At 60.9% G+C, this 14,655-nt stretch carries 16 protein-coding genes; 14 read left to right on the forward strand and 2 right to left on the reverse strand.

Annotated elements, in window-relative coordinates:
* Position 1: 1 nt before the first annotated feature.
* The 5 genes from AC1RO0_RS16150 (at position 2) to AC1RO0_RS16170 (ending at position 3,907) form a co-directional block, all read left to right on the forward strand.
* Positions 2-709: an amino acid ABC transporter permease gene (locus tag AC1RO0_RS16150; RefSeq protein ID WP_498593897.1), complete on the forward strand. Its 708-nt coding sequence runs from the start codon at positions 2-4 to the stop codon at positions 707-709.
* Positions 706-1,464 carry an amino acid ABC transporter permease gene (locus AC1RO0_RS16155; protein WP_498593898.1) on the forward strand — a complete coding sequence of 253 codons (759 nt, stop codon included), beginning with the start codon at positions 706-708 and terminating at the stop codon, positions 1,462-1,464. Before AC1RO0_RS16150 ends, AC1RO0_RS16155 begins: the two co-directional genes overlap by 4 nt.
* Positions 1,461-2,225 (forward strand): amino acid ABC transporter ATP-binding protein, encoded by a 765-nt coding sequence (locus AC1RO0_RS16160; protein WP_498593899.1) that lies wholly within the window; start codon positions 1,461-1,463, stop codon positions 2,223-2,225. The genes AC1RO0_RS16155 and AC1RO0_RS16160 overlap by 4 nt, the downstream gene beginning before the upstream one ends.
* Positions 2,226-2,254: 29 nt before the next feature.
* On the forward strand, positions 2,255-3,091 hold the full coding sequence (locus AC1RO0_RS16165) for an ABC transporter substrate-binding protein (RefSeq protein WP_498593900.1): 837 nt from the start codon (positions 2,255-2,257) through the stop codon (positions 3,089-3,091).
* A 141-nt stretch (positions 3,092-3,232) separates the two neighbouring features.
* Complete coding sequence (locus AC1RO0_RS16170; protein ID WP_498593901.1) at positions 3,233-3,907, forward strand: 4-carboxy-4-hydroxy-2-oxoadipate aldolase/oxaloacetate decarboxylase; 675 nt, start codon at positions 3,233-3,235, stop codon at positions 3,905-3,907.
* Between the two features lie 68 nt (positions 3,908-3,975).
* Here AC1RO0_RS16170 and AC1RO0_RS16175 read toward each other — a convergent pair whose 3' ends face one another.
* Positions 3,976-4,884 carry a LysR family transcriptional regulator gene (locus AC1RO0_RS16175; protein WP_498593902.1) on the reverse strand — a complete coding sequence of 303 codons (909 nt, stop codon included), beginning with the start codon at positions 4,882-4,884 and terminating at the stop codon, positions 3,976-3,978.
* A 260-nt stretch (positions 4,885-5,144) separates the two neighbouring features.
* Between AC1RO0_RS16175 and AC1RO0_RS16180 the strand changes: the two genes are divergently transcribed.
* From AC1RO0_RS16180 to AC1RO0_RS16200, 5 genes are read left to right on the forward strand one after another with little or no spacing between them, the layout of a single operon-like run.
* Positions 5,145-5,945, forward strand: a complete 801-nt coding sequence (locus AC1RO0_RS16180; RefSeq protein WP_498593903.1) for a 5-oxoprolinase subunit PxpA — start codon at positions 5,145-5,147, stop codon at positions 5,943-5,945.
* A complete protein-coding gene (locus AC1RO0_RS16185; protein ID WP_498593904.1) occupies positions 5,938-6,180 on the forward strand; it encodes an acetyl-CoA carboxylase in 243 nt (80 codons plus the stop codon). The genes AC1RO0_RS16180 and AC1RO0_RS16185 overlap by 8 nt, the downstream gene beginning before the upstream one ends.
* Positions 6,177-7,562: an acetyl-CoA carboxylase biotin carboxylase subunit gene (locus AC1RO0_RS16190; RefSeq protein WP_498593905.1), complete on the forward strand. Its 1,386-nt coding sequence runs from the start codon at positions 6,177-6,179 to the stop codon at positions 7,560-7,562. The genes AC1RO0_RS16185 and AC1RO0_RS16190 overlap by 4 nt, the downstream gene beginning before the upstream one ends.
* The gene (locus AC1RO0_RS16195) at positions 7,562-8,437 is read left to right on the forward strand and encodes a 5-oxoprolinase subunit B family protein (RefSeq protein WP_498593906.1); all 876 of its coding nucleotides are present in this window, start codon (positions 7,562-7,564) and stop codon (positions 8,435-8,437) included. Before AC1RO0_RS16190 ends, AC1RO0_RS16195 begins: the two co-directional genes overlap by 1 nt.
* Entirely contained in the window at positions 8,427-9,398 is a 972-nt protein-coding gene (locus AC1RO0_RS16200) for a 5-oxoprolinase subunit C family protein (RefSeq protein ID WP_498593907.1), read from the forward strand. Before AC1RO0_RS16195 ends, AC1RO0_RS16200 begins: the two co-directional genes overlap by 11 nt.
* A 74-nt stretch (positions 9,399-9,472) precedes the next feature.
* Here the strand turns inward: AC1RO0_RS16200 and AC1RO0_RS16205 are convergent, their stop codons facing one another.
* Positions 9,473-10,483 carry a GntR family transcriptional regulator gene (locus AC1RO0_RS16205; RefSeq protein ID WP_498594037.1) on the reverse strand — a complete coding sequence of 337 codons (1,011 nt, stop codon included), beginning with the start codon at positions 10,481-10,483 and terminating at the stop codon, positions 9,473-9,475.
* A 560-nt stretch (positions 10,484-11,043) separates the two neighbouring features.
* Here AC1RO0_RS16205 and AC1RO0_RS16210 point away from each other — a divergent pair.
* From AC1RO0_RS16210 to AC1RO0_RS16225, 4 genes are read left to right on the forward strand one after another with little or no spacing between them, the layout of a single operon-like run.
* Positions 11,044-12,117 (forward strand): ABC transporter ATP-binding protein, encoded by a 1,074-nt coding sequence (locus AC1RO0_RS16210; protein WP_498593908.1) that lies wholly within the window; start codon positions 11,044-11,046, stop codon positions 12,115-12,117.
* 48 nt (positions 12,118-12,165) lie between these two features.
* Complete coding sequence (locus AC1RO0_RS16215) at positions 12,166-13,065, forward strand: ABC transporter permease (protein WP_498593909.1); 900 nt, start codon at positions 12,166-12,168, stop codon at positions 13,063-13,065.
* Positions 13,066-13,067: 2 nt separating this feature from the next.
* Positions 13,068-13,913: an ABC transporter permease gene (locus tag AC1RO0_RS16220; protein WP_498593910.1), complete on the forward strand. Its 846-nt coding sequence runs from the start codon at positions 13,068-13,070 to the stop codon at positions 13,911-13,913.
* Entirely contained in the window at positions 13,913-14,653 is a 741-nt protein-coding gene (locus AC1RO0_RS16225) for an SDR family NAD(P)-dependent oxidoreductase (RefSeq protein WP_498594038.1), read from the forward strand. Before AC1RO0_RS16220 ends, AC1RO0_RS16225 begins: the two co-directional genes overlap by 1 nt.
* Positions 14,654-14,655: the final 2 nt, after the last annotated feature.

Below are 14,655 nucleotides of genomic sequence, written 5' to 3' on the forward strand. Positions count from 1 at the left end.
GGTGGGCAAGCTCGATCTCTCCGCGATCCTGAGCAATCCGGAATATGTCTCGATGCTGCTGCACGGGGTCGAGATGACCTTTGTCGTGGCGATCGGTTCCTGGCTTCTGGCGATGACCCTTGCCATGCTCCTTCTTGGCCTGCGATATGCGCCCGGGCCGGTCGGTAATGCCGTCGTCACCGCCTATGTTTCCTATCACCGGAATGTCCCGACGCTGGTGCAGCTGATGCTCTGGTATTTCGGCATTTTCGCCCTGATGCCGCAGCCGGTCACCGATTGGCTGAACGATCACAATGCCGAGGCGACCTTTGCGATCATCGGGCTAGGCCTGTGTCAGGCAGCCTATTTCAGCGAGGATCTTCGCTCCGGCCTGCGCTCGGTGAGCCCCGGTCAAATGGAGGCGGCGCGCGCGCTCGGCCATGGATATATCTCGGCTATGCGCTTCGTGATGATCCCGCAAGGGATCAGAAATGCGCTGCCGGCCCTGATCAATCATAGCGTTTCCCTGTTCCAGAACAGCAGCCTGGCGGTGGCGATCGGCGTCGCGGAGCTGACCTATGCCGTCAAGGAAGTGGAGAATCTCAGCTTTCTGACTTTCGAGACCTATCTGCTGGCGACGGTTCTCTACCTCGTCTTCTCGCTGATGATCATGACTGCCGGCGCATACGTCACTCGGAGAACCGATCCGGTCAGGAGTGGACGGTCATGATTGGCGACATCATCAACATCATCCATGACTACTGGCTGCTGCTGCTTATCGGGCAGTATCCGAAGGGCCCGATCGGCGGGCTTGCCGCGACGCTGATCCTATCGGTCCTGGCCATCGCCTTCGCCTTTCCGTTTAGCATCCTCCTGGCGCTTGCCCGGCTTTCGAAGTCGCCGTTTCTCAACTGGCCCGTTACCGCGCTTGTTTATTTCACGCGCGGCGTACCTCTGCTGATGCTCATTCTCTGGGGCTATTTCCTTGTTCCCCTCCTGACCGGTGCCGACGTTCCGAGCTTCGTCACCATGCTTGTGACGCTGGTCATCTATCAGGGCGTTTTCCTGAGCGAGGTCGTGCGCGGCGGTATCCTTGCGCTTGGGCACGGCCAGCTGGAGGCGGCCCGCGCGCTTGGGCACAGCTACTTCGGCGCCATGCGCTACGTCGTCCTGCCGCAAGCGCTGTACAATGTCATCCCGAGCATCCTTTCGGTTCTGGTGTCGACCATCAAGGACACCACGCTTGGATACGTGATCAACGTGCCGGATCTCACCTTCGCGGCCAACCAGATCAACAATCAGCTCCTGACCCAGCCATTCCAGGTCTTCTTCATCCTGGCGGCCGTCTACTACGTGATCTGCTGGTCGTTGTCCCAGGTGGCATCGGTTCTGGAGCGTCGGATCACTCGCAAGCGCGCCGGCACGGCTGCACAGAAGCCCGAGAACGTCCTGCAACTCAAAGCTCTTACGGATCAGTCGCTATGACCCTCACCCAGTCCTCCCAGAATCCGCCCATGATCCGGCTGTCCGGAGTGCGCAAGTCCTACGGCCATTTCGAAGTCCTCAAGGGGATCGATGCCGAGGTCGGGCGCGGTGAGGTTGTTGTCGTCTGCGGTCCTTCCGGTTCGGGAAAGTCCACCCTGATCCGGACGGTGAACCGGCTTGAGGAGATCGCCAGCGGATCGATTACCTGCGACGGCAATGACATGCATGGCTCGGTGCCTGCCAGTGAGATGAACCGCCGACGCAGCCGCATCGGCTTCGTGTTCCAGAACTTCAACCTGTTCCCGCATCTGTCGGTTATCGACAATATCGCGATGTCGCCGATCCGGGTGAAGGGTGTTGCGCGCGATGTCGCCCGCAACAAGGCGAAGCAACTTCTCGACAGGGTGGGGCTGGCCGACAAGGCTGGCGCTTTTCCCGCCCAGCTTTCCGGCGGGCAGCAGCAGCGGGTGGCGATCGCGCGCGCTTTGGCGATGGAGCCGCCGGTGATGCTGTTTGATGAGCCGACAAGCGCGCTGGATCCGGAAATGGTCGGCGAGGTGCTTGCGGTCATGAAGACCCTGGCAGCCGACGGCATGACGATGATGTGCGTCACCCATGAGATGGGATTTGCCCGCGATGTCGCGGATCGCGTCTGGTTCATGGATGACGGGCTGATCCTCGAGGCGGCGCCACCGAAAGAATTCTTTTCCAACCCGCAACATGCGCGTGCTCAGCGGTTTCTCGCTGATTTGCGGCATTGATTTTCGTCCAACCCACAGGAGACTTTGCAATGAACATGAAGTCATGGACCCTAGGCCTCGCGCTCGCAGCAACCGCGCTGGCCGGGTCGGCGAATGCGGATCAGCTGGCCGATATTATGACGGCGAAGGTGATCCGTTGCGGAACCTTTGCCGACGTTCCGCCCTTTGCATCTCCGGATCCGAAAACGCGCGAGATGGTCGGCTTCGACGTCGATCTCTGCGACGCGATCGCCCAAGCGCTCGGCGTGAAGCCGGAAATCAAGCCGGTTTCCGTCGAGGCGCGCGTTCCCGAAGTCAAGCTCGGCCATGTCGATATCGCCGTTGCCAATCTCGCCTATACTGTCAGCCGCTCCGAGCAGATCCAGTTCAGCGACCCTTATTACCTGGCTAAGGAAATGCTGATCGTCAAGGCGAGCGATGCCGGACAGAAGAAGGCCGATTTCGCCGGCGTTCGCCTGGCATCGACCAAGGGCTCGACCTCGGAGCTCTCCATCCGCCTCAACAAGTCGCAGCCGCTGACCTTCCAGGATACGGGGTCGGCCTATCTCGCCGTCCAGCAGGGCAAGGCGCGCGGCATGGTCGCCAACACGATGACGACGACGAAGATCGTCAACGAGTCGAAGACCAAGGGTGCCGAGATGCGGATGATCGAAGAGCCGATGCTCTATCAGCCGATCGGCATCGGCATGAAAAAGGACGAACCGGCCCTGACCGCGAAGATCAACGAAGTCCTGGTCTCGCTCGACAAGTCCGGCGAGATCAACAAGATCTGGGACAAGTGGCTCGGCCCGAACACCGAGTACAAGATGACCCGCACGGACAAGGTCGTCCCGATCACCGAACTGAAGTTCGATCCGATCCCGTAATTTTGCGAACGGGGCGCGAATGCCCCGGCGCACCTGGCGATGCGGCCGGCGTCTTGCCGCGCCGTATCGCGATCATGCGACGTTTTCAGCCTGCCCGATGAAGCAGGCGTGCAATTGCTAATTTGTCTGGAGGACCATGAAGTGGTGATACTGAAGCAGAAGATCGATCGTCCCAGCCAGGAAGAGATCGCGGCCATCGCGAAATTTTCGCCGGCGACCCTTCACGAAGCGCAAGGGCGCCGCGGCGCGCTGTCTTCCCGGATTAAGCCGGTCGATTACCGGATGAAACTCTGCGGCCCCGCCTTCACCGTCAAATGCGCGCCGCGCGACAACATCATGCTTCAGGTGGCGATCAACTACGCGCAGCCCGGCGACATCATCGTCGTCTCCGCCGGCGAATATGAAGAGGCCGGCTCGTTCGGTGATGTCCTCGCCAACGCCTGCCTTGCCAAGGGCATCGGCGGCCTGGTGACCGACACGGGCGTGCGTGACACGCTGCAACTGCGCGATCTGGGCTTCCCGGTGTTTTCGCTCAGCGTCTGCATCAAGGGCACCGTCAAGGAAACGCTCGGCGCCACCAACGAACCGATCCTGATCGGCGACGAGATCGTCCACCCGGGTGATATCATCGTTGGCGATGCGGACGGTCTGGTCGTCGTGCGCAAGTCGGAGGCCGTTGAGGTTGCGAAGCTGGCGCAGGCCAGGGAAGACGCCGAGGCGGGCTATATTGCGGCCTACAAGGCTGGAAAGTCGGTCGTCGAGGTCAGCAATCTCGAAGCCGTGTTGAAGGCCAAGGGTCTGGTGATCGAAGGCTGAAGGACTCGGCCCGCTGCCCACATAGGCGCGGCGGGCCTCTCGACCGGCAGACCGGAAACTCGCCCGAATTAAGCGTTCGTTCCCGGCAGCCCGAAAGCCTGTTGGAAATATCGCCTGAAGGCGAGCATTTGGGGTGAGAATTCGCTGTTGGCCCGCCACGCCAGCCCGACATCCATCGGTGGAATGGGGTCCTGGATATTGACCGTTTCGATGCGCCGGCCCTCCAGCGACCAGGGTCTGTGAACCATATCGGAGAGGATGGCGACGCCGAGGCTGTTGGCGACCATCGAGCGGACTGCCTCGATGGAGCTCGTCCTCAGCAAGACCTTGGGCTGATAGGGCGTGCCGCTCCAATATTTCAGCGAGGAATGCGCCGCCTCGTCAACGGTCAGCATGATGTAGGGTTCCTCGGCAATCTCGCGAAGGCCGACGCCGTCGCGCCTTAACAGGTTATGCTGCGCCGGCACCCAAAGGCGGCGAACGGAACTTAATAGTGTCTCCGTGGTCAGCATCGGGTTCAGGATATTCGAGGTCAGAAGCACCGAGATATCGTAGCGGTTGGACAGCAGCCCTTCCTCGATGGTCTCGCGATTGACTTCATATAGCTGGATGCGCAGCCGCGGATAGAGGCGTCGCATGCGTTCGATATGGAGAGGCAGGAAGTATCCGATCACCGTATAGGTCGCGGCGACGACCAGTTCGCCTTCGATATCGCTGCTGACGAGATTGAGATGCGTGGCCTCGTCGACCTTCGCCAATATTTCATAGGCATGGGAGAGAAACTGCCGACCGGCGGCGGTTAATTCCATACCCTGCGGTGTCCTGTTGAACAGCATGACGCCCACCGTCAGCTCGAGATCCTTGATCGCTGCCGTCACCGCAGACTGCGAGATCGAAAGGTTCATCGCGGCATGGGAGATCTGACCGTATTCGGCGGTGGCGACGAAGTATCGAAGCTGGCGCAGGCTGAGACTCAACGTCGTTCTCCTCTATCGGTTAATCTGAAAAATTCCCGAATTAAATCAGATATCGCAGCCACAACTGCTGGCGGGCGATGATGTAATTCAATGCAATCTGACTAACTATCTGAAATAAATTGAATAATTCTGACGCCTTTTTGTGCGGCGGTATCAATTTATCAGATAATGCCATATTGAAAATTGTATTTTTCAAATCCTGATTTTCCTCCTAGCGTTTCGTTGCGGCCGCAGCTGAGAACAAGCATGAGGAAATACGCTTGAAAGAAGTCGTCGACATCAATTGTGACATGGGAGAGGCCTTCGGTCGGTGGCGTATCGGCGATACGCGCGACGAACATCTCATTTCGCTCATCAGTTCCGCCAATATCGCCACCGGCTTTCATGCCGGCGACCCGAACCTTATGGATGAGACGGTGCGTCTTGCCGCCGAGCACGGGATCGGCGTCGGCGCGCATCCGGGCTATAACGATCTGCAGGGCTTCGGCCGGCGAAAAATCAGCGGGACCAGCAAGGAGATCGTCAACGACCTGATCTATCAGGTGGGCGCGCTTCGCGAGTTTGCCCGCCGTCATGGCGTGCCGGTGCAGCATGTAAAGCCGCATGGCGCGCTCTACATGGAACTGGCGGCTAGTGCCGAGCTCTCCCGGATTTTCATCCAGTATATGCGAACGGTGGCGCCGACTACGCCGGTCTTCTGCATGGCAGGTTCTGAAACGCATATCGCCGCTCTCGAAGTCGGACAGCCGGCGGTGCGCGAATTCTACGCGGATCGCGACTATGGCGACAATGGCTGGATCGTTTTCACCCGCGACGCCGGTCGGCCCGATCCCAAGGCCATTGCGAAGAAGGTTCTGCGTGCCTGCACCGAAGGCAAGGTCCGCACGGTGACCGGAGCCGACATCGACATCGAGTTCGAATCCATTTGTTTTCACTCGGACACGCTGGGAGCGCTGGAGATCGCCCAAGAAATGCGGGCCGCGCTTGTCGGTGCGGGGCTTCGGATAGCTCCGGTTTCCCAATTCCTGAACAACGAAATAGCGCGGAGGCCACATGAGTAAGCTTGAGATCAAATCGCCCCTTCCGGGAACTTTCTACAGGGCTTCCTCTCCGGACGTGCCGGCCTTCAAGGCAGATGGCGATGCCGTTTCGGCCACTGACACGATCGGCCTTATCGAGGTCATGAAGACCTTTCAGCAAATTCCCGCCGGCCTTAACGGCAAGAACATCAAATTTCTTGTCGACAACGAAGAGCCCGTCATGGCCGGGCAGGTCATCGCGGAGGTCGAGGAATGACCATTCGGTCCGTGCTCATCGCCAATCGCGGTGAAATCGCCGTGCGGATCATCAAGGCGGCGAAGGCACTCGGCATTCGCACGGTTCAGGTCCATAGCGCCGCCGACGCGGATATGCTGGCGGTCAGGCTTGCGGACGAGGCGATCGACATCGGGTCGCCTGCGCCGAAGAAATCCTACCTGAACATCGAGGCGGTCATCGCCGCCGCTAAAGCGGCCGGCGTCGACGCCGTGCATCCTGGCTATGGGTTCCTCTCCGAAAACGGTGAGTTCGCCGATGCCGTCGAGGCGGCGGGCATGATCTTTATCGGCCCCTCCGGCGATGCGATCCGCATGCTGGGCGACAAGGTGGCGGCGCGTCAGGTGGCGGCGAAAGCCGGCGTTCCGACGGTGCCGGGAAGCGACGGGCGGGTCGCCGGCCTTAACGAGGCGCGGGCGCTGGCGGCAAGGATCGGTTTTCCGGTGATGATCAAGGCGGCGGCGGGCGGTGGCGGGCGCGGCATTCGCATCGTCGCCGATATCGCTGAGCTGGAGCAACAATTTCCGCTTGCCTCGGCCGAGGCGCTCGCCGCCTTCGGCGATGGCGGCCTCTATATGGAAAAGGTCATCACCCGCGCCCGGCATGTCGAGGTGCAGATCTTCGGCGACGGGCAGAATTTCGTGCATTTCTTCGAGCGCGAATGCTCGCTGCAGCGTCGGCGCCAGAAGGTCTGGGAAGAGGCGCCTGCCTTCCTGCTGCCCGCCAATGTACGCGAGCGGCTCTGCGGAAGCGCCGTGGCGCTCGCCCGCGAGGTGGGCTATCGCGGCGCAGGCACGGTCGAATATCTCTACGACGACGAGACGGGCGACTTCTACTTCATAGAGGTCAACACCCGCATCCAGGTGGAACATCCGGTGACCGAGATGATTGCCGGTTTCGACCTGGTGCAGGAGATGTTCAAGGTGGCGGGCGGCGCGGCCCTTTCGGTATTGCAGGGGGATATCAGGGCGAGCGGCCATGCGATCGAGTGCCGTATCAACGCCGAAGACCCGTTCAAGGCGTTCCAGCCGTCGCCGGGAACGATCACGAAACTCTCCATTCCCGAGGGCGAGGGCATAAGGTTCGATACGATGCTCTACGAGGGCTATACGATCCCGCCCTTCTACGATTCCCTGCTCGGCAAGCTGATCGTGCATGCCGAGACGCGCGACGCCTGCCTTGCAAAGCTGGGCATCGCGCTTCAGGCGCTCGTCATCGAAGGCGTGCCGACCACGGTGCCGCTGCACCTGGCGCTGGCGCGCGATGCGAGCGTCGCCAAGGGCGCTTTCCACACCCGCTTTCTCGAACACTGGCTGGACAATGATTTCGTTGCTCTGGCCGGCCGGACCCAGGAGGTTGCCTGATGCCTGCACGCTATACATTCGGAGGCGACGAACATCTCTTCGTCGAATGCAGCGATGAGATGTCGCTCGAGGCCTTCTTCAAGAGCCTGTCGATGGCAACCGGCGTTCGGGATAGCGCCATCAAGGGCGTCACTGAGATTTGCCCGGCCAATGCCTCCTTCCAGATCAAGTTCAACCCGGATCTGATCAAGCCCGACGATCTTCTGAAGGAGGTGCGGGCGATCGAAGGGGTGGCCGAGAAGGCCGAGCCGGTAATCAAGACGCGGATCGTCGAAATTCCGGTCTTTTACAACGACCCCTGGACGCATGAAACCCTGATGCGTTTTCGCGAGCGCCATCAGGAGCCGTCCGGCACCGATCTCGACTATGCCGCCGGGATCAACGGCTACGGCGCGGTTGACGATTTCATCGCCGCCCATGCCGGCTCGCCTTGGTTCGTTTCCATGGTCGGCTTCGTCGCCGGACTGCCGTTCATGTACCAGATGGTCGAGCGGCAGCGGCAGATCGAGGTCCCCAAATATCTGCGCCCTCGCACCGATACGCCACGGCTGACGGTCGGCCATGGCGGCTGCTTCGGCTGCATCTATTCGGTGCGCGGCGCGGGCGGCTACCAGATGTTCGGGATCACGCCGATGCCGATCTTCGATCCGACGCAGACGACAAGCTATCTGCGCGACTTCATGGTGTTCTTCCGCCCCGGCGATATCGTCAAGTTCAAGTCGATCGATCGCGACGGTTACGACAAGGCGGTCGAGGAGGTCGACAAGGGCCTGTTCAGCCCGCCGATCCGCGAGGTCAGCTTCGATCTCCGGCAGTATCAGACCGATATCGATGGCTACAATGCCAAGCTGGAGGGCGTGCTCTATGGCCATTAAGGTTCTTCATCATGGCCTGGCGACCACCGTCCAGGATCTCGGCCGGCCGGGCTATTTTCACCTCGGCATTCCTGTCGGCGGCGCGATGGACCGCTATGCCATGCGCGCGGCAAACCGTCTCGTCGGCAACGATGAGGGTGCTGCGGGCCTTGAAGCGGTGTTCATGGGGCCACAGCTTGAATTCCTGGATGATGCCGTGATCGCGGTAACGGGTGCCGACATGCCGGCCAAGATCGACGGCGTTTCCCAGCCGGGATGGACGACGCTGAAGATCAAGGCTGGCCAGGTCCTGAGCTTCGATTTCCTGAAGTCCGGGGCGCGCATCTATATCGCGGTGTCGGGCGGCATCGACGTGCCCGTGGCGCTTGGCAGCCGCTCGACCTATCCGATCGGCGCGCTCGGCGGCTACAAGGGCAGGGCGCTGGCGGTGGGCGACGAGCTTCCGGTTGGGCAAGGCGCCGTTGTGCAGGAAGGCAGATCGGTCGAAGAAGGTCTGCGCCGCAAACCGGGCACACCCGCTGAGCTGCGAGTCCTGCCCGGCCTCTATTGGGATCGCCTGACGGACGAGGCCAAGACGAGCTTCTTTGCCGATCCATGGAAAGTCGCACCCGAAGCCGACCGCATGGGCTATCGGTTTCGTGGCGGCCGCAAGCTTGAATTTGTCGAGCGCAAGCAACCCTTCGGCGCCGGTTCGGATCCCTCCAACATCGTCGATAGTTGCTATCCCTACGGCTCCATCCAGGTGCCCGGCGGCACTGAGCCGATCATTCTGCACCGCGATGCCGTCTCAGGCGGCGGTTACTTCATGCTCGGCACGGTGATCTCCGCCGACATGGATCTGATCGGGCAATTGCAGCCGCATACGCCGACCCGCTTCGTCGAGGTGACGATGGAACAGGCGCTTGCGGCAAGGGCCGAGCGGCAGGCGCTGATCGAGCGCATGCGCGCTTCCCTGATGTGAGGGAAAAAGCGATGGTGGTCTTGTCAGTACCGCGCCGAAGACAGAGCATGCAGCCGCTTGGCGGCCGCCTGCTTCTATTCGAGAACGCGCGTCAGATAGGCGGCCGTCACGCTTGGGCCGGGAATGATCGCAACAATCTTCATCTGGGCGATCATGCGTTTCACCGAGGCGTCCAGATGACTTTCCATCATCGCGGCGGCGGCGGTCACTGCGCCGCGCAGCAGCAGTTCCGTTACCAGGCGCAGCTCGGTGATGACGGCGGGGTCGCCCGGCAGGCCAAGCCGCCGCAACAGCCGCTCGGTCGCCGTCACCGGCAGAAGATTGTTGCGGATCGATTCCTTCAATCGCTCATTCGGCGTCGCCAGAATGCAGATATCGACGAAATCCGCATAAATGGCTTCCAGCGCCTTGAGATGATCGGCGATGTCGTGCCTTTCCAGTTCGGACAGGCGCTGAAAAAGCTCGCTCAGCCGGTTGCGGTCAACATGCCCAGCCCCGGCGATCAAGGCCTGGGGTTCGAGCATTCCGCGCAGCACGAAATGATCCTTGATCATTTGCGCGGTCAGCGGTCCGGCGATCCAGTGGGACGACTGGTTCTTGCGCACGAGACCGCGCTCGCGCAGGCGCGTCAGCACGTCGCGCACCACGGTGCGGCTGACGTTGAAATGATTGGCCAGTTCGATCTCGATGATGCGGTATTGCCCGAAGACGACGCAGCCGGCCACGTCGGCCTCGACGGTGTTGTAGATCCGTTCCCAGGAGGAGCGGCTTTGCAGTGCCTCGTCGGCATGGCGCGGGATGGTCAGGCCCAGCGTCTTGATGTCGGTTCGGTTCGGCTCGATGCCCCGATTGGCAGGCCCGACGAGATAGCCGCGACCATTGAAGCGATGCACGAGCCCTTCGCTTTCAAGGGCCTGAAGCGCACGCTGCACGGGCGCACGCGAAATTTGCAGGATTTCAGCGATCGGGCCTTCGAGAAGCACGACGCCGAGCGGCAGCGTGCTGTCCTCGATGTTGCTGCGCAGGACATCCTCCGCGATCTCATAGCGCTTCTGCGCGTTGGGTCGTGCGCCGTATTCGGTCATCTGATTCAATGTGCCCACATCACTCCGATGCCTCACTCTTACGCTATTTATAGCGGTAAAGTAGCTCAAAAATAAATGGTTATTGAATACAAAGTCTGATTTTTATACGGTGCTTATGCGAGTGGATGGCGCGACCGGATTGCGGTGCCATGCCCGTATGTGCCCGATTTTACGGAATTTTTGCGCGAAGGTCGCGTCCGTCGACTCTTCGGTTGGTGCTGTATGCACTGAATTCTAGCGAATTCACCGGTTGTGGCTCGTGCGGTTCGGTCTGTCGCGATGCCTGTGGTTCAGCGTTCGCAGTTTTAATCATTGCCGCATTTCATTTTGTCAGAAAAAGTCTATTGAATACAAAAATCATTTATGCAATGCTTCGGGACATCAAGGCGCTCGTCAGAAGCGCTACAGGTGGAACTCGTTGAAACGCCAAGGAACATCTCTTTGAAGCGCATGTGATGCATGCGTGACGGCTGACGTCCAGCGCTCGGATCGATCCGATTCCGAGCCGCGGCGGAGCTTTGTCCAGAGGATGGTCCTTGCCTGGAACTGGTAGGAAATCGGTGTCGACTGTTCTTCAACTCAAGCAAGTCGCCAAGTCCTATGGCGGCGTACCGGCGCTGGCCTCGGTGGATTTTTCCCTGCCGGGTGACGCTTATATCTCGCTGCTTGGCCCCAGCGGTTCGGGCAAGACGACGCTGCTGCGCGTCATCGCCGGTTTCGAGGAGCCCGATTCCGGTTCGATCCTGTTTCATGGCGAACGTCTCGACGGGGTCGAGCCGCATGCGCGCGGCATCGGTTTCGTCTTCCAGAATTTTGCTCTTTTTCCCCATCTCTCGGTCACCGATAACGTCGCCTTCGGGCTGCGCAACAGGAAGGTTGATCCGGTCACGGATCCCGCCATCGTCAACGCAAGGGTCCGCGATATGCTGGCCCTCGTCGGACTGAAAGGGTTGGAGGATCGCGCCGTCACGCAGATATCGGGTGGCCAGCGCCAGCGCGTTGCACTGGCACGTACCTTGGTGACGGAGCCGAAGATGGTTCTCCTGGACGAGCCGCTTGGTGCGCTCGACGCCAATTTGCGCAGCCGCATGCGAACCGAGCTGAAGACGATCCGCGAACGCTGCGGCGTCACCTTTCTGCATGTGACGGGCAGCGAGTCCGAAGCGCTGGCGATGGGCGACATGGTTTTGGTGCTCGATCAGGGCCGCATTGCGCAGGCGGCGACCTCCGATGTGATCTATAATCGTCCGGCCTCGGCGGCCGTGGCGCGCTTTCTCAACTGCTACAATCTGTTTGCCGGCGATGTCGTCGACGATCAGTTCGTCAGCCAGGCGGGACGTTTCCCGCTGAACGCTTCGCTGAGGAAAGCGCCGCAGCCGGGCTATGCCATCCGCCATGATCGCGTCGCCATCCGCCCTTTCGATGCGGTAATTTCCACCGAAGAAATCCGCATCGACGGCGATTTCATCGCCAGCGAATATTCCGGCGCGGCCATCAACTCCTTCTTCGCGCTCAATGACGGGCGCGTCTTCGAGGTCGAGTCGCATCTCAGCCATTCGCGCCCGCCCGCCTTTGTCGAAAAGAGCCGCTACGCGCTGGTCTGGAAAAAGGAGGATGCCCTTGTCTTCGGCTGACGCGCGCTTCCTGCACCGACCCCACGGACCTGCCCAGGAGAACGAGAGATGACCATGGTCGCAACGAGCGAGGATGCCGTGCAGGAGACGACGGTCATGCGCCGCCCATCGAGAAAGGCCCTGTGGCTGCTGGCGCCGGGCGTGCTGTGGATGCTGCTTTTCCTGGTGCTGCCGCTCCTGATGATGGTCTACGTCTCCTTCTGGACCCAGACGACCTTCAAGATCGAGCCGACGCTCACCCTGCAAAGCTGGATCACCTTCTTGACGAGCCCGACCTATCTCGGCGCGCTTTGGACCACCGTCCGCATCTGGCTTCTGGTCCTGTTGTCGACGCTCGTCGTCGGCTATCCGGCAGCGCTCTTCGTCGGCCTTCTCGTCAAGAACAAGACATTGCAGACCGTCCTTCTCGTCCTCTGCGTGATCCCCTTCTGGACGTCGTTCCTGATCCGCGTTCTCGCCTGGCGCCCGATGCTCGGCACCGAAGGCGCGATCAACATGATCCTGATGAACCTCGGCATCATCCGTCAGCCCATCGAGGTGCTGCTGTTTTCCGAGCTGTCGGTGATCATCGGCATGACGCAGATCTATTGTGTCTTCATGGTCGGCCCGATCGCCTTCATGCTCGGCCGCATCGACGCTTCCGTCATCGAGGCTGCCCAGGATCTCGGCGCCGGTTTCTGGCGCATCTTTCGCACGATTATCCTGCCGCTCTCCCTGCCGGGCGTGGTTGTCGGCGCGATCTTCGTATCGGTCATGGTTCTCGGCGAATTCGCTACCTCGGCGGCGCTGTCCGGCCGCAAGGTCAACCTCTTGGGCAACATCATTGTCACCCAGGTCGGCTCTCTGAAATGGGCCTTTGCGGCGGTGGCCGGCGTCGTGCTGACGATCATCATGGGGGCGGTCGTTGCCGTACTTCTCAAGATCGTCGATCTGAGAAAGGAGCTCTGATCATGAACGCAAGCGGTATCAAGCTCGGCCTCGGCGTCTACACAACTCTCTTCCTCGTCTTTCTTTACGGACCGCTGGTGGTTCTGGCGATCCTGTCATTCCAGACCGGCCCCGAGGGCGGCCCGCAATTCCCGATCATCGAATGGTCGACCTATTGGTATCGGCATCTGTTCGGCCTGACGCCGCCCTCTCGCATCGCGCCGCTGCCGATCGATCAGTCCCTGATCCGCTCTCTGGCCCTTGCGGTAATGACCATGATCGTCTCCACCGTGCTTGGCGTGACCTCCGCTCAGGCCTTCCGGCGCAAATTCCGCGGCTCCGGCGTCGTCTTCTACCTGATCGTCCTCGGCATGATGGTGCCGGGGGTGCTGGTCGGGCTCGGCATGGCGTTGGTTGCCAATACATTCGGTATCGACCGCCACTGGTGGAGCACGGCATTCGTCCTCCATGTCGTCTATACCTTCCCCTTCGCCTTCCTGGTGATGCTGGCGATCTTCAACAGGTTCGATCCAAGCATGGAGGAAGCCTCCTGGTCGCTCGGCGTGACGCCGGCGCAGACCTTCCACAAGGTCACCTTTCCGCTGATTTTTCCCGGCGTGCTCTCGGCCATGCTGTTTGCCTTCACGCTCTCCTATGACGAATTCTCGCGCACCTTGTTTGCGTCCGGTCGCGAATTGACGCTGCCGCTGGCGATCTACGGCACCTTCTCGGTCGAGGTTCATCCCAACGTCTTCGCCTTCGGCGTTCTGACGACCCTGTTTTCCTTCGCGCTGCTTGGCACCTACGCCACCCTCATGGGGCTATCGGTTCGCCGCGCCCGGCGCATCCGTGTTCAGGAGGACGCATGATGGTGAGAAAACCTTCGGCGATCGTGACGGGTGCGGGTTCGGGCATCGGCCGGGCGATTGCGCTCAGGCTTGCCGCTGATGGCTACGGCGTGCTGGTGAATGATCTTTCGCTTGATCGCGCCCAGGCCGTTGCCGACGAGATTGGCAAGGCGGGTGGCTTGGCCAGTGCTGCAGCCGGCGACGTTTCCCGACCGGAAGACGTGGCCGCGATCCATGCGGCTGCCGTGGCGCAACATGGCGAGGTCGATCTCCTCGTCAACAATGCGGGCATCGTGCATCAGGCCTCCTTCGAAAACCTCGCGCTTGAGGATTTCGACCGGATGTTTGCCGTCCATGTGCGCGGCACGTTTCTGATGACCAAGGCGGTTCTACCGTCGATGCTCGAACGCGGTGAGGGGGGCATCATCAATGTCGCCTCCCAGCTCGGTCAGATCGGTGGCATCGAGCTGGTTCACTATTCCGGCGCCAAGGCGGCGATCATCGGGATGACCAAGGCGCTTGCCCGCGAGGTTTCCAATCGCGGGGTGCGCGTCAACGCCGTCGCCCCCGGACCGATCAACACGCCGCTGGTGCTTGGCCTTTCCGATGAATGGCGCGAACGCAAGAAGCGCGAATTGCCGCTTGGCCGGTTCGGCGAGCCGGAGGAGGTGGCGGCGACGGTTGCCTTCCTCGCGTCCCCCGCCGCCAGCCTTTTCGTCGGCCAGACGCTCGGACCGAACTCCGGCGATGTGATGCTCTGAAA

It is taken from the genome of Rhizobium sp. GW821-FHT14E12 (assembly GCF_058803745.1).